This is a genomic window from Moorena sp. SIO4A1 (genome assembly GCF_010672065.1).
GTDB lineage: Bacteria > Cyanobacteriota > Cyanobacteriia > Cyanobacteriales > Coleofasciculaceae > Moorena.
Window position 1 is genome coordinate 1 of the sequence record NZ_JAAHHX010000020.1, and the last position, 19,021, is coordinate 19,021.

General features: G+C 44.2%; 14 protein-coding genes, 1 tRNA gene and 2 pseudogenes. 7 read left to right on the forward strand and 10 right to left on the reverse strand.

Features of this window, described 5'->3' with window-relative positions:
• Positions 1 to 370, forward strand: a pseudogene (locus F6K53_RS15830) (phospho-N-acetylmuramoyl-pentapeptide-transferase); the annotation flags it as partial.
• 898 nt (positions 371 to 1,268) lie between these two features.
• Here F6K53_RS15830 and F6K53_RS15835 read toward each other — a convergent pair.
• Positions 1,269 to 1,526 (reverse strand): annotated as a pseudogene (locus tag F6K53_RS15835) (helix-turn-helix domain-containing protein); the annotation flags it as partial.
• A gap of 271 nt (positions 1,527 to 1,797) precedes the next feature.
• Positions 1,798 to 2,889, reverse strand: a complete 1,092-nt coding sequence (gene ruvB, locus F6K53_RS15840) for a Holliday junction branch migration DNA helicase RuvB (protein WP_293023226.1) — start codon at positions 2,887 to 2,889, stop codon at positions 1,798 to 1,800.
• A gap of 41 nt (positions 2,890 to 2,930) precedes the next feature.
• Between ruvB and hisF the strand changes: the two genes are divergently transcribed.
• The 3 genes from hisF to F6K53_RS15855 all read left to right on the forward strand — a co-directional run bounded on the left by hisF (position 2,931) and on the right by F6K53_RS15855 (position 4,190).
• The gene (gene hisF / locus F6K53_RS15845) at positions 2,931 to 3,701 is read left to right on the forward strand and encodes an imidazole glycerol phosphate synthase subunit HisF (RefSeq protein WP_293036867.1); all 771 of its coding nucleotides are present in this window, start codon (positions 2,931 to 2,933) and stop codon (positions 3,699 to 3,701) included.
• 126 nt (positions 3,702 to 3,827) lie between these two features.
• Complete coding sequence (locus F6K53_RS15850; protein ID WP_008183028.1) at positions 3,828 to 4,040, forward strand: hypothetical protein; 213 nt, start codon at positions 3,828 to 3,830, stop codon at positions 4,038 to 4,040.
• A 77-nt stretch (positions 4,041 to 4,117) separates the two neighbouring features.
• A tRNA-Ala gene (locus F6K53_RS15855) sits at positions 4,118 to 4,190 on the forward strand.
• 133 nt (positions 4,191 to 4,323) lie between these two features.
• Here F6K53_RS15855 and F6K53_RS15860 read toward each other — a convergent pair.
• On the reverse strand, positions 4,324 to 4,518 hold the full coding sequence (locus tag F6K53_RS15860) for a hypothetical protein (protein WP_293023221.1): 195 nt from the start codon (positions 4,516 to 4,518) through the stop codon (positions 4,324 to 4,326).
• 355 nt (positions 4,519 to 4,873) lie between these two features.
• Entirely contained in the window at positions 4,874 to 5,668 is a 795-nt protein-coding gene (locus tag F6K53_RS15865; RefSeq protein ID WP_293064017.1) for an MOSC N-terminal beta barrel domain-containing protein, read from the reverse strand.
• Positions 5,669 to 5,924: 256 nt separating this feature from the next.
• Here F6K53_RS15865 and F6K53_RS15870 point away from each other — a divergent pair, with 256 nt between their 5' ends.
• Complete coding sequence (locus F6K53_RS15870; RefSeq protein WP_293023217.1) at positions 5,925 to 7,088, forward strand: pentapeptide repeat-containing protein; 1,164 nt, start codon at positions 5,925 to 5,927, stop codon at positions 7,086 to 7,088.
• 254 nt (positions 7,089 to 7,342) lie between these two features.
• Here the strand turns inward: F6K53_RS15870 and F6K53_RS15875 are convergent, their stop codons facing one another.
• From F6K53_RS15875 to F6K53_RS15885, 3 genes are all read right to left on the reverse strand, one after another.
• Positions 7,343 to 7,726 carry a hypothetical protein gene (locus F6K53_RS15875; protein ID WP_293023215.1) on the reverse strand — a complete coding sequence of 128 codons (384 nt, stop codon included), beginning with the start codon at positions 7,724 to 7,726 and terminating at the stop codon, positions 7,343 to 7,345.
• Positions 7,727 to 7,757: 31 nt separating this feature from the next.
• A complete protein-coding gene (locus F6K53_RS15880) occupies positions 7,758 to 8,423 on the reverse strand; it encodes a hypothetical protein (RefSeq protein ID WP_293023213.1) in 666 nt (221 codons plus the stop codon).
• A gap of 457 nt (positions 8,424 to 8,880) precedes the next feature.
• A complete protein-coding gene (locus F6K53_RS15885; RefSeq protein WP_293023211.1) occupies positions 8,881 to 9,675 on the reverse strand; it encodes a DUF4058 family protein in 795 nt (264 codons plus the stop codon).
• 400 nt (positions 9,676 to 10,075) lie between these two features.
• Here F6K53_RS15885 and F6K53_RS15890 point away from each other — a divergent pair, with 400 nt between their 5' ends.
• Positions 10,076 to 11,488, forward strand: a complete 1,413-nt coding sequence (locus F6K53_RS15890) for an amidase (RefSeq protein WP_293064012.1) — start codon at positions 10,076 to 10,078, stop codon at positions 11,486 to 11,488.
• A gap of 239 nt (positions 11,489 to 11,727) precedes the next feature.
• Here the strand turns inward: F6K53_RS15890 and ilvC are convergent, their stop codons facing one another.
• Positions 11,728 to 12,723 (reverse strand): ketol-acid reductoisomerase, encoded by a 996-nt coding sequence (ilvC, locus tag F6K53_RS15895; RefSeq protein WP_075905891.1) that lies wholly within the window; start codon positions 12,721 to 12,723, stop codon positions 11,728 to 11,730.
• 492 nt (positions 12,724 to 13,215) lie between these two features.
• Here ilvC and F6K53_RS15900 point away from each other — a divergent pair, with 492 nt between their 5' ends.
• Positions 13,216 to 13,509, forward strand: coding sequence for a ferredoxin (locus F6K53_RS15900; RefSeq protein WP_293023207.1), 294 nt, complete (start codon positions 13,216 to 13,218; stop codon positions 13,507 to 13,509).
• Positions 13,510 to 13,740: 231 nt separating this feature from the next.
• On the opposite strand, the gene F6K53_RS15905 is transcribed toward F6K53_RS15900, so the two are convergent.
• Both F6K53_RS15905 and F6K53_RS15910 read right to left on the reverse strand, forming a co-directional pair.
• The gene (locus F6K53_RS15905) at positions 13,741 to 15,549 is read right to left on the reverse strand and encodes a SpoIID/LytB domain-containing protein (RefSeq protein WP_293043541.1); all 1,809 of its coding nucleotides are present in this window, start codon (positions 15,547 to 15,549) and stop codon (positions 13,741 to 13,743) included.
• Between the two features lie 99 nt (positions 15,550 to 15,648).
• The gene (locus tag F6K53_RS15910; RefSeq protein ID WP_293064008.1) at positions 15,649 to 18,978 is read right to left on the reverse strand and encodes a response regulator; all 3,330 of its coding nucleotides are present in this window, start codon (positions 18,976 to 18,978) and stop codon (positions 15,649 to 15,651) included.
• Between the last annotated feature and the right edge of the window lie 43 nt (positions 18,979 to 19,021).

Sequence of the window (19,021 nt, forward strand, 5' to 3'; positions counted from 1 at the left end):
TATGGTCTTCTGTGCTTGTATGAGTGGCAGTTGCCTCGGTTTTATTGCCCACAACCGCAATCCCGCCAAAGTCTTCATGGGGGATACCGGTTCTCTAGCCCTAGGAGGATCCCTAGCAGCAGTAGGACTTTTGACTGGGAACCTCTGGAGTTTATTTATAATTAGTGGTATTTTCTTCCTAGAAGCCGTATCAGTGATAGCTCAAGTTAGTTACTATAAAGCCACCAAAGATGCCAATGGGGTGGGTAAACGTTTATTAAAAATGTCACCGTTCCACAATCATCTGGAACTTTCTGGCTGGTCAGAGACCCAGATAGTGGCGGTATTTTATGTAGTTAATGGGCTTCTGGTCTTGTTGTGTTTGAGGTGAATTGTGATTGGTTTTTTCTCCTTTGCCCAAGGCCTATAGTTGATCAAGGCAAGAGGCATGCATGCAAGACTAACCCACGCCTACCCCCTCACAGGGGTAGGTTTTTTTACATTAGGGTAGGGAGTCGGGAGTCGGGAGTCGGGAGTCGGGAGTCGGGAGTCGGGAGTCGGGAGTCGGGAGTCGGGAGTCGGGAGTCGTGAGAAGCGGGAAATGGGGAGATGGGGAGAATTATTTCGACAATAATTGTATATTTTAATACATATTTTTAATAGTTTCTACGTAATGAAAGTACGTACTCGCCCCAAAGTTAAAAACCTACCCTTGTGAGGGAGTGGGGGGAGCTTTCAAGGGTATGTTTTTTACAAAGACGTCAGGTGTGGGGTGTGGGGTGTGGGGTGTGGGGTGTGGGGTGTGGGGTGTGGGGTGTGGGGTGTGGGGGATAAGAAAGCGATGCAGCGCCGACCTGTGGGGGAAACCCCCAAGACCGCGCTGCATCGCTTGTTCGTTGTTTTTCTTTTCCTCTCCCTCTGGGTCGTCCCATGTTTTACCCAAATGTAAAAAACCTACCCCTGTGAGAGTGGAAGAAGTAGTTTGCGATTAAGTTGGTATATAGCATTTACGTAAGCATATGCGCTACGCGCACGCTGCTTGAGGTGCCGGGAGCATGTCACTTATGCAGAACATTTGTACGCTTATTTGGGTAATAGGTACCCACCCCTAACCCCTCCCAGGAGGGGAAGGTAATAGGAACCCACCCCTAACCCCTCCCAGGAGGGGAAGGTAATAGGTAATAGGGGCAGCATCTCACTTATGCATAATATTTTTACATTATCTATAGCCCCCTAATGGGTAATTGCTTGCGCTCATGGGACATAGTACTAATGTTTCAGCAACGCNGGATGTCTTTATACCATGGGCGAGTCTTTTTTAAACTTGGAAGAGTCTTTTTTTGACTGTAGTAATCGGGATTATCCCTTAATTCCGGGAGGTAACATACAAGCGGACAAGTATTAATTGAACAGCGATTTTCTTCATACCACCTGAACCGATCGGCCAGCAAATAGTTATATTGAGCACACAACATTGACAACCAATGATCAATCTTGGTTTGCTGATCTCTTGTCGGTTTTAGCCTGTACTGATACGCGATTCTCATTTGACTTGTCCTCTCGTATATCGACCTAGTAATATTATACTATATGTTAGGATTACCGATTTTGAAAAAAGACAACTGGAGCAAGATGCCAATCGAAGAGGGATGACCTCGTCTGAGTTTTAAGACAGCTTGATAGCTCGTTTCCCCGAACGCGCCCCGCGTCGGCTTTGCCGAATCCAAGAGACCCTGTGCAAAATTCATCCCACACTCATGCTGCGCATGTTCGTTGTGGGGCTTCTTTTGCCGGAAGCTAATTACTAACTACTAACAACTACTCATAGCCCAAATGTTTCCGAGCCGCTGATGTGGCGACGCGACCCCGAGGTGTGCGGTGCAGGAAACCAATTTGTAACAAATAGGGTTCATAAACCTCTTCAATGGTTTGAGCATCTTCTCCAGTAGAGGCTGCCACTGCTTCTAAACCAACTGGTCCGCCATTGAACTGTTCAATCATTACCTTTAGCACTAGTCGGTCTGTCCAATCTAACCCCATCGGGTCTACATTAAAGATTTCCATGGCTTGAGCTGCTACATCCTGGTTAATTTGCTCAATGCCTTTGACTTGAGCATAGTCTCGCACTCGCCTCAGGAGTCGGTTAGCAATTCGAGGTGTGCCACGAGACCGACGGGCAATTTCCTCAGCACCATCTTCCGTTACTGCTGCCTTGAGCAGTTGAGCTGTCCTGGTTACAATTAAACTCAATTCATCGATCTCATAGAAGCGTAAGCGTTGGATCATACCAAAGCGATCGCGTAGGGGTGAGGTTAAGGAACCTACTCGGGTGGTTGCCCCCACTAAGGTAAACTGCGGCAGAGGAATACTACGGGTTTTGGCACTCTGACCCTTACCAATAGTGATATCCAATCGATAGTCTTCCATGGCTGGATATAGTAATTCCTCTGTCATGCGCGATAAACGATGGATTTCGTCTATAAATAAGATATCCCCAGGCTTGAGATTAACCAGAAGCCCCACAATATCTCGTGGACGCTCTAAGGCAGGTGCAGCAGTAATTTTACAATTCACCTCCATCTCAGTTGCCAAAATTAGCGACATGGTTGTTTTCCCTAATCCTGGTGGTCCATACAACAGCAGGTGATCCATGGCCTCATTTCTGGCTTTGGCGGCTTGAATGCCAATTTCCAAAACTCCTTTGAGTTCTTTTTGTCCGATGTAGTCGGCTAAGCGTTGCGGTCTAATACTCTCTTCCTGATGACCAATTTCCTCAGCGGTAGCCGTTGCTAGCAGTAGGTCTCCATCGCTTTGCGTCTGACGGGGTTTACTGCGACCTTTTCGCTTCTTGCTAGATTTGGGTTCTCTATCTGGGTTTTGGTACTGTTGTCTAAAAGACGTTATGGCCATGGGTCATACTTCATCCTTCATACTTCATACTTAGTTTACTTATGCTGGCTAAGAGAATCTTACCGTGCCTCGATGTAAAAGCTGGGCGAGTTGTTAAAGGGGTCAACTTTGTTAATCTTAAGGACGCTGGTGATCCAGTGGAATTAGCACAAGTTTACAATGATGCTGGTGCAGATGAGCTGGTGTTTTTGGATATAACTGCTACCCATGAAGACCGAGACATTATTATTGATGTAGTCTACCGTACAGCAGAACAGGTGTTTATTCCCTTGACGGTGGGGGGTGGGATCCAGTCTTTAGAAAATATTAAATTATTATTAAGAGCAGGAGCCGATAAGGTGAGTATTAATTCGGCTGCTGTACGCAATCCGGACTTTATTAATCAAGCCAGCGATCGCTTTGGTAATCAGTGCATTGTAGTTGCTATTGATGCTCGTCGTCGGGAAGATCCTGATAATCCTGGTTGGAATGTTTACGTGCGAGGAGGGCGTGAGAACACTGGTATTGATGCGATCGCATGGGCAAAAGAGGTGGCACAACGGGGAGCTGGGGAACTTTTGGTTACTAGTATGGATGCGGATGGAACCCAGGCTGGGTATGACTTAGAGCTAACCCGCACTATGGCTGAACAGGTGGAAATTCCTGTGATTGCCTCCGGTGGTGCTGGCAACTGCGATCATATTTATCAGGCTCTGACTGAGGGCAAAGCTGAAGCGGCGTTGCTAGCTTCCCTGTTGCATTATGGGCAACTGAGTGTATCTGAAATTAAAACTTATTTGAACCAGCACCAAGTTCCGGTGCGATTGCCATAGTAGCTTAATCGATTATTCTTCCGAAATATTTAAGTTTTGTTGTGTAGTATTAAGTAGTTTAATGGTTTGCAGCGATTTTTATAGCTGCTAAACTAAATATGGATGCAATATTAATTTTTGTAAAAAATGCTGGTGATAATTCTAATATTTGATGTCGCCTTGGTGGCTTGGTCACTGCACCTGATGCAGGAAGCCTTTGATACCCAAGAGTTCTCTCTGATGCTGGCTGGTACCTTAGTAGCTATGTCAGCAGCAGCCATGTTAGTTGTTTATTTTCTGATGAACAGCTGTATGGGGTATATTACCCAAATGGCTCAGTCTCCCAGCGTATTCTACTGATCGAGATAATTTCATTCTGAAACTACTTGACTTAGCTGAGCTATCAAGGTATACTAGTTGATGGACTATAAAATTGCGGGGTTATAGCTCAGTTGGTAGAGCACCTCAATGGCATTGAGGGGGTCAGCGGTTCGAATCCGCTTAGCTCCATATTGTTTAAATATTGATTAAAGGCTGAAGTCTTTTAGCCTGAGGGGTTGCCTTAGGGTAGCTTGGCTATAAGTCTTCAGTAATAAGGTTAGAATTTGTTGACGGTTGGCGGTTGACGGTTGAGGGGAAACTCTTAAAACAAGCCTTGGGAGTGACGAGGGGGGAAAACCCGTGAGACTTGATGGTGAGATGTTGAGATTAAAACCTCTTTATCGAAGACGAATTCGCTGTAATCGGCGAGGTCATCTAGACCAATCAAATTTAGGATGATCTCAGCCACTAGCCAGGTGCTGACTTTCACAAATACATTGTTCCACTGATGATTCATTGCTCTGAGGTTTAAACATTTGGTAGGTAGAGGTTTTGTCTGGCTTCTGTTTGTTCAGATGTACCTAAATCTCTACTTCAATTCCAGAGCGACGAATCCGCAAAAAAGTCAAAAATTTTTATTTAATAAAATTTCCGATATTGATTGGTGTTGAGAGTTCACGGTTGAGGGTTGACATTTGATATCACTTTAGGTTAATTACTTTGTTTAGAAGCGATCGCTGTGTTGATACAGTCGCTCATGGTTTTGGGTCTGTGTGCGGAACCTGCATCAAGACACTGTTTTTGTCAATTCTTTTGATTTTCCTGTTGCCATATCAGCTGTTCCTGGCTTCTGCAAAAAGCCTAGTCAACCTTCACGCTCCCTTCAGGATTTCGATGGGATCCCCTTGGTGCAACACTTTACCGGCTTCTGAAACAGGCACGTTTGTATTCACGCTTAATTTGTAGAAATGATTGAAACGAGCGCTGGTTGTCCAGGATGGTAGGGTTTCCTTGCGTCTCGCCATGAAAGTCTTTTGGAAATTACCAGTAGCTTCTCCGGTCTGAGGGTCTCGTGCTAAAACAATACAACGTTGACAGGGATTAATTCCTTCTATCAAAGCTTCCCCTACTTTAAACTGAATAGATTGTCCTGATTCGGTAAACAATTGGTCTTCCCAGAAAGCGGGAACTCCTCCAATTTCTAGATTGGCTCGAACCCGACGTCGTATGTCTTCAGGACTTATTTCAGGGAACCAAGAAGCAACGGTTTCAATGGTAGCGCTACTAATAATAGTAGGACCAAGAGCATTGGTATCGTCTGGAAAACCAGTGCTGGTGTTCTGCACTACTTTAACTGGAAAATCGAAGTAATCCTTTAACCAAGCTTCCAGAGCAGTTCGCCCGTGATCAATATGAAAGGTAATGTTTTGGTTTGTGCCCTGAATCTGTAGCGATAGCAATTGGGATTGGATATCGAAGACCGACCGCAGCAAGTGAACTTTGGCATTGCGCTTACCATTGACAAATTTACCTTGCTGATCGAATAGGGCAAATTCCCGGTCATGCTTTAGGGCACCACTTTTGAGAAGAGTGGCGGTTTGGAGTTCAATCCGATCTAGGGATTTAATCGGGTAGATATAGATAGCTTTAAGGTAAGGTTGTGTCATGATAGCAGTTCTGAATTGGATGAGGTACTCAGTAGGAGTGGGTTTTAGGGAGCAGGGAGTAGGGAGCAGGGAATAAAATTGAAGTGTGCTTCACGCTTACTAGGAAACGGGATAAAATAAACCGAACCAAAATACTGTTAGTGCTTGCTATTATTAGCATTACGCTTTGTCTAGTAATTTGTGGAGCAGACAATTGGGTTGATTTAGAAGCCCACGAATAAGCCAAATATATAGGGTTTTCCCCGAGTTGGCAATCATGAAGCTGAATCAAATTCTTAATCAAATCAAAGTCTCTCTAACCCCTTCGTCAACTAAAAATCATTACCAAAAGGTTGAAGAAATAGCCTATAAACTTTACCAAAATCGCCTACTCGTAAAAGGGGAAGGGGATGCGGAGCAAGACTGGGATAAAGCTGAGCAAATTGTTAAAAATCCTTTGACGTTAGCCTTGTTCAAGTGCCATCAAACTTTCATCAGCATAGAAAAAAAGTTTTTAGAGCCTGTTCTGGATTATCTGAATAGATTAGCATTGCTAGAAATTTTAGGACTAATTGGTAATCTATCTCTACTTGTTGGTGTGATTGTCTTTATTGGTGGTGAGCAGGATAGACGAAATGCTGAAGTTTATCAGGCATGGCAAGTAGTTACAGCAGCCTATGACCAAGCTGGCAGTGGCGGCAGAATAGAAGCTTTGGAATTCCTAAACTCAAGACCAAGGCGTATTCCCTGGTTTTGGTTGACCTGGCGGAGACAGAGCTTAGAGGGTTTAGAGGCTCCAAAGGCTTATTTGAGAGGAGTCAAGCTCTCTGGTGCAAACCTAGCTAACGCTATTTTACAAGACGCTAATTTATCTGAAGCTAATTTACAGAAAGCTTATTTATATAAAGCTAATTTACAGAAAGCTTATTTATCTAAAGCTAATTTACAAGACGCTCGTCTATATAGAGCTAATTTACAGGGAGCTAGTTTATCTGAAGCTCAGTTACAGAAAGCTCGTTTATATAGAGCTAATTTCCAACAAGCTATTTTAGATGCAGCTAATTTACATAACGCTAGTTTATTAGTAACTAATTTACAGCAATCTTATTTAGAGGAAGCTAACTTACAGAAAGCTATTTTATTTAAAGCTAATTTATCAGGAGCTGATTTATCAGGAGCTAATTTACAGCAAGCTCGTTTATCTAGAACTAATTTAAAGGAAGCTGATTTATCGGCAGCTAATTTACAAGGAACTGATTTATCGGCAGCTAATTTACAAGACGCACTTTATTCAGACAAAACAACATCGGAAGCTGCATGTGAAAGACTTTACATTACCTATCCTTGTCCCACCATATTTCCTGAAGGTTTTGACCCTAAAACTGCTGGCATGAAATTAATCAAGGAAGAGGAAGATATACCTGAAGGATATAATTATTAAGATTCAACACTAAAAGTTTGAGGGTTGATCAGGACATACCTTGAAGTAAACCTCTTGCTTGCAAAAACTATAAGGATTCTGAAGCTTACTGACAGGATACGAAGCAATTTTAATTATACTATCACTGTCCACCAGACCAGTCTACTTTGTCTAATACTCATTGAGATAATGGGGAATTATTGAGGCGATCGCTACCCTATCCTAATTCCCCGCTAAGGTCTACTATGGTAGAGTGTTGCAACAATCCTAAGCTGTTACTCTACCTCCCCCAACCCTTCAATAGTCGCCATCAGAATATTCACTAGCGGATGGTCAATCGATTCCTTGAATGCATCTACTCGTCCAGATTTCAGGGAATTGATTACCTTAACTTTTAGTGTTGGGTTATTCTCAATTTTGTCAACAACTTCACCTACAACTATAATCTTCTCTTTGTTTGTTGTAGTGGGATTAGTCTGGGAGACTTGGTCTAGAAGTTGTTGGATTTCTTCTGCTGCTTCAACTAGGGTTTGCTTATGCTCGTTGGCTATTGATAGATCAGCAGTTACAGAATTTTCAGCTATGCCTCCTATATTTCCAGCGTTATAAACACTCTTACTAAGATTATTGAAACCGAATATCTTGCTATCTCCAGGCATAATAAAATGTTCTCCTTGATTAATGAAACACTTACTTTTTAGAGTAAAGCACACCAATCGTGTGTTTAGACACAAACTGATTGGGTTTTTCGTTTTCGTCTAGGGACACCCAGATCGATTCAGTCAGGTTAGCAGCTATGTTGTCTTTATATTGTTGATAATGTTGATCCTTAAGGTTAAAAGAAGCCATGTACTTCAAGTCAGGTTTTTGTGTATTCTGTGTCCATCCATAAATCCTCAACTCGTAGTTGCCAACTTGTAAATCAAATTCTTTTCCTCCTAATTCAGGACTCCAATCGAACCGAACTATTTTATTTACTGAAGAACGTGCTTGTACTGGAATCGGTTGAGCTAGATTTTCATCTTGAAAATTTCCGGCACTCTCGATTTTAACGAAAGTAGTCCATGCCATGTCGTAAAAATTGTCATTATCTTTTCTGCCAACAACTAAACGAATCCGTTGAATGGTTCCTCCTTGAGGACTCCAATTGTAGAAAGTTATGGGAAGATTGAAGCCTAATCCGACAATATTTTTATTACCAGTTGGGACAGTAATGTATGTAGGAAAAAATATAATGTTTCTTCCCAAAGACAGCTTAAGGTTAGCTTTCCTGAAATTTGATGTATAAGCTACAGCTATAGATACAAGTAAACTAAATAAAGCAATGATAATGGTAATAGGATCGTCTGACTGCACGTTTGTTCTAGTGCTTTTATTTATTTGCGGTGCAGGTGACGACGAAGGTTGTTGAGCTATTAGCTCAGTAATTTCATAGTTGTTATGAGTCCGAAACTGCATAGTTATTAGTATCTATTACCAATAATATATAACTAAGAGGTTGTCTGAGAAGTCTCATTTGCTACATCCAAGCCCCCTAAATCCCCCAATTTTGGGGGACTTTTAGAATAAAATTGACTCTTTTTCCCCCCAAAGTTGGGGGGCTAGGGGGGCAAAATCCAGTATAAAAAAACTTTTCAGATATCCTCTAAGGTGGCATGATAACATTATATCATGTCCGGTTGACTAATTATTCTATACTTTGCCTACTAATGGGTACTATATAATTAGTAATTGGTAGTTTAAGATTAGGGATTATTTCGTAAGGGATTAACCGGACTGGATATTACTCAAATCTAGAACCAGCTGCAGGCTACTATTCAATCAAGACTTGCTTTACCCAAGCTACATCTGCGGTCGATAAAGGTGGTGGCGGATCTTGACTATAATCAATCGCTAAATCATAACTCCCTTGGTCGTATAGATTATGTAATAATTGTTGTAAATTAACGGTAGGTTCTCGATCGCCTGGTTGGAGAGGTAAAGGAAACGAAGGGATTGCTTGGGGGAGATTGAAGGCATATAAATCCGCTTGGGGACGTTCTTGAGAACGGCTGACTACGATGCGATAGTGGCTCTGGAAGGCTTGAGTATTCATAGCCATCGGTTTTCCTTGACGCAGTAAATCAATTTCCACTAAATGGGTTAAGCTATCTAAGATTTTTTGCCGTTTGGTTTCATAAGTGCTGCGCCCTTCTGCAGACCGTTTGTTTTTGGGAGAAAGAATTTCGATAACAGTAATTACTTTGCCAGTTTCTACCTTTCGCACTTCTAAATACCACTCCCTAACCGTTTCAGTCATCGGTAGAGCAATCTTCATTGGTTTGACCCTAGGAGCAGCAACGGTAACCAGAGCTGAGGGTTCTTGGTGGTTGCTTTGAGAACTTTGAACGACTACATGATCTTTTCGGGCGGGCAGGATGCCCACTCTACCTAGCATCGAATCATCACCAGTAGCGTTGTAGACTCTTTCCTCAATTGCTACCCGATACTTCGGACGTAGTTGGGGGTTCAGGCTTTGGGCAATCAGGACAATTAGCCACTTGTGGACTTGTGACCAATATTCAGGTTTTTCCAGGTAGGGATTCATCCCAGGAAAGGGTGAAGGCATATTGTGTATTGAGGCGGTGAAGTGGTATAATTCCTAGATTAACGAAGAAGTCTGGCTCTTTGGTAGCTGCAACCTGGCCAGTATTTTTCGGAAACTTCCGGAAAATCACCAGGATTTGACGATGTGTTATACCAATTTATAAAATTAAGTGGTATAATAGCGTCTAAATAAAATTAATCTTAAGACAGCTAGGGTCTGGGTTAACCCCCTAAGCTGCTATATCCTTAGGATTTAAGCAACGTTTAACAAAAAGTCTCTCAAAGTCTTACTCTGTATAGCTTTGAGATTTTAATAATTCAGTTTTTACTAACTAGCATCTGAATGCCTAAAAGTTTTGCCTAGCAATACTCTTAGGCATTTTTTTTGAGAAATTAGCATCCCTTGATAGCAAAGAACCATTATGAATCAAGTTGACCTAGCCTTTACTCCAGCTCTAGACCAAGCCCAACTGATCCGCAAGGGTGAGATATCACCCCTGGAATTAGTCCAACTCTACCTTGAACGCATCGAAGCATTAAATCCCCAACTGGGCAGTTACTTCACTGTGGCGTCTGACATGGCACTTGCGGATGCTAAAGCCAAAACCGAACAACTTGCCCAAACTACCGATACCTCTAAACTCCCTCCATTTTTTGGTGTCCCGATTGCCATTAAAGACCTCAGGGCTGTAGAAGGACTCCCTTGTAGCTTTGGTGTTGCTGCCCTCAAAGACAATATTGCTAACTATGATGATGGGGTAATCACCCGCATCAAGCAAGCTGGATTCATTATTTTAGGTAAAACCGCTACCTCTGAACTGGGTTCCTTACCCTATACCGAACCCCCAGGATTTCCACCGGCTCGCAATCCCTGGAATCTGGACTACACACCAGGGGGGTCTAGTGGCGGTTCAGCTGCAGCAGTAGCAGCTGGCTTATCTCCCATTGCCCAAGGTTCCGATGGTGGGGGTTCCCTGCGCGGTCCAGCCTTTTGCTGTGGTTTGGTCGCCATTAAACCGACACGAGGTCGTATTTCTTCCGCTCCAGTAGGAGACTTTCAAAGTGGTATTGCTAGTATTGGTCCGATGGCACGGACGGTAGCTGATGCAGCTGCTTTACTGGATGTGATGTCTGGCTATATTACTGGAGACCCTTACTGGTTACCTGACCCAGAGATATCGTTTCTAGAGGCTACCCATCAACAACTGGATAATTTGCGGATTAGTTTTGCCACATCGATTAAACCGATGGGAGAAGCGTCAGCTGTATGTGAAAAGATTGTGGTGGAAACGGTGCAGCGACTGGAAGGGATGGGACATCTGGTTGAACGGGGTTGTCCAGATTTCAGTGACATAGTAGAACCATTTAAGACAGTATGGCAAGCTGGGGTAACGTCAGCAGGAATTCCCCTAGAAGCCTTAAGTCCGATTAATCGCTGGATTGCTGAACAATCCGGTACTGCTGGGGAATACTTACAAGCGGTGACTAAGCTACAAATTATAGCCCGTCAAATTGTGGGATTCTTTAACACTTATGATGTGCTAGTGTTGCCTACTTATTTACATCCACCGATTCGGGTAGGAGAATGGGACGATTTGAGTTATGAAGAAACCTTGGAGAATATTATTAATTGGATTGGACCGTGTCCACCATTTAATGCTACTGGACTTCCTGCGATCGCAATTCCTGCTGGTTTTGATGACAAGGGTTTACCTGTCGGAATTCAGTTAGTGGGACCTCCAGCATCAGAAGCAACACTATTGGCATTAGCGGCTCAGTTAGAAGCAGCAAACCCTTGGAGTCATCATCGTCCCACTATAGCAACGGAAGTATAGTTTAGGACATACTATTTTGCTTTAAAGGGAACAGGGAATAGGGAACAGGGAACAGAAATATGTCTGAACCTTGACTTCGACTGCTATAAAATCTAGAATTTACAGGACTTACGCCACATATGAGTTATTTCTCCATCCGACAAGTAGAGTCATAGCGTAAGTCCTGATTATAAGTAAGTCCTGATTTAAGAGGTCTTGATTTAAAAGGTTAATAGTAAACCGTCAACGGTCAAGAATGCTTAGACTTTTTTCAACCAGCTAAACATAGCGCGTAAGTCTTTACCAACTTCCTCGACGGGATGTTCTTTATTCTGACGGCGCATAGCAGTGAAGACCGGTTTACCTCCCTGATTTTCCAAGACAAATTCACGGGCGAATTGACCTGATTGAATTTCTTTGAGGATTTTACGCATCTCGGCGCGAGTTTCATCAGTAACAATCCTTGGCCCACGGGTATAGTCACCATATTCAGCAGTGTTGGAGATGCTATCCCGCATGTTAGCTAAACCACCTTCGACGACTAGGTCAACAATCAGTTTGACTTCATGAAGGCATTCAAAATAGGCCAATTCTGGTTGATAACCAGCAGCGACTAGGGTCTCAAATCCAGATTTAATCAATTCACTCAAGCCGCCACACAATACGACTTGCTCACCAAATAGGTCAGTTTCTGTTTCTTCCCGGAAGGTAGTTTCAAGAATCCCGGCACGGGTACCACCAATTCCTTTGGCGTAAGCCATGGCGCGATCGCGTGCTTGACCTGTGGCATCCTGGTAAACAGCAAATAGACAAGGTACCCCTTCTCCCTGTTCATAGGTGCGCCGCACCAAATGTCCTGGACCTTTGGGAGCAACCATGATCACATCTACGAACTCTGGGGGAACAATTTGACCAAAATGAATATTGAAGCCGTGGGCAAAGGCAATAACATTACCCTCGGTCAGATTTGGCTCAATTTCTGCCTGATAAATGGTTTTTTGCACTTCATCGGGCAGCAGGATCATCACCAAGTCAGCCGCTTTAGCAGCATCAGCCACTGTGTGGACGGTTAAGCCTGCTTCTTCAGCTTTCGTCTTAGACTTACTACCTGGATACAGTCCCACGATCACATTCATACCACTTTCTTTAAGATTAAGGGCGTGGGCGTGACCTTGAGAACCATAGCCGATGATAGCTATAGTTTTATCCGCCAGTAGGTCTAGGTTAGCGTCGGTATCGTAATACATCTGAGCCATTGCAGTTTCTGTTCCTTTTTTGCTGGTCATTGCAAACTTACCATGATACCGCAAAACTGATCTCAAGCCTGGCAGGTGAGATACCTTTTTATCGATCAATCCATCACCACATTACCCCATGTGTGGATACAGGTCTTGGATGGTAATGATAAGTATTTCTAATTATAAATTCCTAAGGATTTTGCCAAAGTTATCTGAGGGAGATAGGATCTTTAAAAAACCTGTTAAACCTAGATATTAGAGCATTTTCATGGATCGGTTTTACAGCTAACTCTCTGGTGTAGATACTTGTGAAAAATATATAAGTAAAACTTATCGAATTGGGGATTAAGCCTTTCATTCTTAATCGGTCTTAATCTACTGAGAGTTTTCCCGTAGTATCAGAGATGGAGTAAAAATAAGCATGCCAAGCTCCTTGAACCAAAGGATAGGCTTTTGCCGTATACTCACAACGTCTCTACTATTGTTTTAAATCGAGAGGATTACTAAAACATGGCAACTTACAAAGTCACCTTGAAAACACCAGATGGCGAGTCAACCCTTGACGTTCCTGAGGACGATTACATTCTCGACGTTGCCGAGGAGCAAGGTGTAGATCTGCCTTATTCCTGCCGTGCGGGTGCCTGCTCTACCTGTGCTGGCAAAATAGAGAGTGGTACTATTGATCAGTCAGACCAATCTTTCCTGGATGATGAGCAAATTGCGGCTGGCTACGTTCTGACCTGTGTGGCCTACCCCACTTCTGATTGCACGATCACTACTCATCAAGAGGAAGCACTGTACTAAGTACTACTATAAGTACTAATAACAGAGGGGAAGTAACAGAGCTTACAAGTTGGGTGTTTTACTCTTTGAGCTCTTTACTTCCCCATCGCCGAAAATCGGGTGATGAGATGATTAGGTAATAGGGTGATGGAGAAATCACGCGCTTATTGCTAAATCAAGGAGGAGAAGGAGGTAATTTTCCTGAAATTATTCCGTATCTTCCCCTTCTCCCCCCTTTTACCCTTGATTAGACTAGGGTGTTACTAGTGCGCTGGCATTTTGCCAGAAGATAATAGAATTGTTCAAAGGCTGAATTTGAGTACCAGGATAATAGAAGCTGAGAATTTTTTCTGCGGACCAACCGAGTTTAGCTAAATTTTGGGAACCGTGTTGGCTGAAGCCAACCCCATGTCCAAAGCCGCCACCTACGAACACGAAGCCTTTGAGGGTTTGGTTGGCTTTGTCATAAATCGGGTCTACGTAGAAGAGGGTGCTGCGGGGAGGACCAAAGGCGCTGCGGGCTTCATTTTTACTCAGCTCCAGGATACCCCGATCCGTTGTTACCGCCATTTTCAGCACTCGTCCTGCTGGTGAACGCTCTACCACTTCCATATGCTCAATGGTAGTGAAGTTGGCAAGGGGATGTTTGGTTTTTTTGAGATAGCGTTGTAAATGGCTGGTGACTTGTTTTAAGCTATTGTTGTACTTCCAGCGGAATAAGTAACTATTGTCAGTCTCATTAAATCCTTGCTTCAAGTTCATGAACTCACGGAAATTTTGTTCGTCTGCTAAGGATTTTTGTGACAAATTCCAGAGGGAGTATGGGGAGTCTACCACTGCTTTTAAGTAAGGACGTTCTGACCCATTCCAAACATCACTGAAAGGCGCACTGATTCCACCAGTTGCAGCGGAATACAGGGCATCTACTAACTCATTGTTGTAGGTCAGCACTAGACCTTTAGTGGCTGCGATCGCACGGTCAGCCACTGGATTGGTTTGATTTATTCCGAAATAAACCTGGCAGTGAGTATCCGCACAGAGTTCGTAACCGTCAACATTAAATCGGCGTCGGTTCCGCAAGGCGTAGGTGCGAGCAATAATGCTCTGAGCAGCTACGGTTGAATAGCGTGCTCCAGCTCCAATTTCATGAGGTACCACACCCCGCAAGTAGCTTTCTAGAGGTACCTGATTTACTAAAGTATAGTCACCATAGGCATTGGGCTGGATGCGTAGACTACCAGGATAAAGTCTTGTCCTACGGTTATTTTCTCCTTTGCTAACCCAGATCAGATTTTTACCAGCAGTAATATCGATTTCCCGTCGATGGTAGCGATAGTTACCAATCACAAAGGAAGCATGGGGCACCTCGGTGACAACATTAGTATCAATATAGGCAGTAGTATCACCTTTGGCTTTGATACTTGCTAGCAGTAGACGTCGCAATAAAGGCGTTTGATAAACACTCCGTTTTGCCCACACCTGCCAGCGGTCAGGCTTGGCAACTTCCACCTCAATCCCCTTTTCCCGCCATTTATTGGCACTATCTTCTGCAGTTTCAAAGGTCCCATGGTTACTCAAGACCACGTACTCTTCGATCTGGGGCTGCTGTAACGGTTTATTGACTATTTCCAGCTTAAGGCTGCTAAGCTGCTTGGTTTTCGGTTGCATATCACCGCCTAAAAATTTGACGGTTAGCTGATCGTCCGGGGCAGCTTTCAGGGTGAGCTTGTCAGTTGGTTCATCTCCAAAGCGCTGCACAACTCCCACTTTTAGTGGGATATCTGAGGCTTTGGCAGCTAACCCTGATAGGATAGGTAGTCCCCACAACGATAGTGTCATCAACGGTATGAGGAAATGGGGATTGGAAGCTGGGGAATTGAGAGAGATCGGTTTTTTCGTGAACCCCACTATCCAATTGCGAAACCGACCTGTCTTACCCGATGCCGTATTTTGATGCGAATTCAAGTCAAACGCTTTTATTGTCATTAGCTTAGTTTTTAAAGTACCCAATCCATAATTCCCATTCCCCGATTCTAGATCCCGAAAAGTACGATCCTCCACAGGTATTGTTACCCTAACCAGGTCTGGTCATGGTCTTTGGTTTGGGATTGGGATGATTTGGTTGAAGATGCTGCCCGCAGTTACCTGTTGGGATTACCTCTATTGATTACTTCGAGCTAACAACACTTCCCCTTGCCTGATTCGTTGGGCAGCATCTAGTAGCACGTCTTCTAGATAGGGTTTGGTAAAATAGCCTCTAGCACCAAGATCAGCAGCTACTTTCCGGTGTCGATCAGCACCACGAGAGGTGAGCATGGCCAGGGGGATTTCGCACAAATCTGGGTCTTTTTGAAGGCGAGATAGCAGTTCTAGACCATCCATTCTGGGCATTTCAATGTCACAGAATACGATCTCGCAAGGCAAACCAGACCGGAGTTTATCCCAGGCTTCTTGACCATCACGGGCTTGTTCTACCCGATAACCAGCTTTACTGAAGGTCATAGAAAGGAGTTCACGGACTGTGATTGAATCATCCACAATCAAAACCATGGGATCAGATTTGATCAGATTGACCTCGGCTCCGCTAGCAGTCGGAGTTTCCATCCTTTGCCAGATCGCAACACCACCATCTTTACGAATCCGACCCATAGCAAGGTCAATCAGTTCTAGAACGTCAGCAATGGGCATTACTCGACCATCCCCTAAGACGGTCGCCCCGGTAATGCCTACTGGCTTCGGTGCAGGGCCTTCGATTTGCTTAATAACAATTTCTTGCTCCCCTAATACCTGATCAACCTCTACGGCGAGCATGTTACCTGTACTGCGCAGTACCACCACAGAAATCAGGTTGTCTTCCCGTTGGCTGCCATAGACACTAGCCCGGCTGAGTTGGCTATGGTAGGTCAGCAACTCTGAGAGGGGCTTGAATGGGATCTGGGTGTCCCGCCATTGAAGAAAGGCTTGACCTTGGGAATTGGTCTGAATGCAGTCAGGGGAGACATCCTGCATGTCTTCCACCCCATCCATGGGAAAAGCAATTCTGGCGCGATCGCTTACACAGCAGAGGGCTTTACAAATACTCAGGGTCAGGGGTAAGCGAATGGTAAAGGTGGTTCCTTGGCCGAGAGTAGAGTCGATAGTAATGGTTCCCCGAATTTCACTTAAGCAGGTGCGCACCACATCCATACCTACTCCTCGACCTTTGGTATCAGTCACTTTCTCAGCAGTGGTGAACCCAGGGTGGAAGATAAAATTGAACAACTCCAAGTCGCTCAGGGTTTTTGCCTCAGTTGGGGAAATGAGATTCTTTTCAAGGGCTTTAGCTCTAATTCGATCTGGATCAATGCCCCCCCCATTATCCGAGATGGAAATCACCGTCTGATTTCCCTGGTAGAATGCTCCGAGGGTGATTTTACCCGCCCTAGGCTTCCCCGCAGCCAGCCGTTCCTCTGGTAGCTCAATCCCGTGGGTAATGGCATTGTTGACCAGGTGGGTCATAGGATCATAGAGGTGTTCCAAGATCATTTTATCAATCAAGGTTTCCCGCCCCTCAACCTGTAGCTCGGCTTCCTTGCCTTCCTGCAAGGAAATTTCCCTAACTGCACGGGGCATTCGGTCTGCTGCCTGGGCAAAGGGCACCATACGCGATCGCGTCAGTCCTTCTTGGAGTTGATTAGTTACCTGTCTGAGGGTACGAGTTACTTGGTCGGTTTCATCCACCAAAAACTCAATGTCAGATGCCGACTCCTTAACCCGGACAATCAGCTCAATGATCTCTTGGGATAGCAAATGGAAGCCTGTAAAGCGGTCCATTTCCAGGGGGTGATAGTCTTCTTTGCTGGTGCAATTCTGGTTTCCTTGTTCCCGTTCTTGGATGCTTGTAGTGCGGTAAATCCTACTACTAGACAATAGGGAATTTTCCAGCAGGGTTCGCTCATACAAGTCCCGCATTTTCAAACCCACATCGTTGAGGCTCGATACCTGATGGGATAAATTATCTAAGAATTGCCGCAGCCGTTCTTGATCTTGCTCTAAGCTATTGCGACCAACCACCAGTTCTCCCACTAAATTGCTCAGGGTGTCCAGTTGTTTAACCGGTACCCGCATGGTTTGTTCAAATAGCTTAGACCTCGGACGCCTTGTTTGGCGAGACAGATCCTGGTTCATCCCTCCTGGGATAGCAGAGATGCTTTGATTTGCCTGCTCTAGCAAGTGCTCGATTTCTTTAAAGTCATCCTCTACTGAATCCACCTGATTGGTTTTCGGGGTTTCTTGGTCTAGGGAGTGGTTAGGTTCAGGGCTACTAGTTTCATTTAATAGGAGTTCTAGTTCATCAAATATTCTTTTCTGCTCTGATCCCACCTCAGCAGTGGGTAAGGTCACATCCAGAGGTTTTATACTGTCAAAATCAACGTTTTGGTAATGTGCGGTAGCTTCTGCCAACAGCTGCTCTAATTGCTGCCATTGATCTTGGGTTGTTGGTAATGGTTTTGGTGATGAATCTGGTAATTTGTTTGATTTTATGGGATGGGATTTTCTATTTTTTCCTTTGACAGTTGGACTACGAGTGGGTGTAGACGGCTCACTGGGTCGATCTGAAGTCGAGGTGGGCTTTGGAGACCCTGTGGTTGATGGGGAATTAATTGCTGGCTGTTCATGGTTTGCAGGGGGGTGATTTGGAATCAGCTCCAAGTCATTGACCAGATTGAAATCTTCATTCAGGTCGGTGTGGGTGGGGTCCGGGTGTGGGGTGCTTGGTGGGATAGGCTGCTGTTTGCCCATCCCATAACTATCTAATTTGGTGGGAGGAGTACTTTCCGAGCTTGAGCTATTTTCTTCAAAAAAGGTATCATCAAATAAACTACTTAATTCGTCCGCTGGGTTAGTTTTTTGAGTTAGGCTTCCCTCACTACTCCCAAAAGAAAGTAATTCTTCAAGGTCTTTATCTGTCAGGCTTGGAGTAAGGTTAGGTTGACTATCCTTTCGAGTTGACTCCCTTGACTGTAGTAACTCAAAGGCTGCTTCTTCTGGAAATTCCTCATCGAACAAACTGAGTAAATCTTCCTCGGTAGACTCTGCTGCCTCCGGAATTTCCAACTCATCAAGTTCTTTAATCAGGTCAGATAAATCCTGTGGTTCGTCTGTAGTGATAGAATTGTCTGATTGGCTAGACAACTGCTGGTTATCTGGAGCGATAATTTCTTCTTCTTGCCAGGTTTGATCCAAATCAGGGGTCTGACCTTCAAAGATATCAGCTAAGCTATTTAGTTCTTCCATGCCAACTTTCGGTTCTCCAGCATCATCGGTCTGGTATGGGATGATATCAGTAGTTGGTTTTTCCACTTCCTCTATATCAGGTATATCTTCTAGGAAGTTATCTAGGTTAAATTCGTCTTTGATTACTTCTGGTGGCTGAGCATCTAGGTTGTTAGACATTCGGAAAGCATTAATTCCACATAGGCGCACATTTTTGACCTTTTGCCTTGGCAAGTTCGCCGGTTCCCTCCATGATAGTTCTAAAATTTCATCCCAC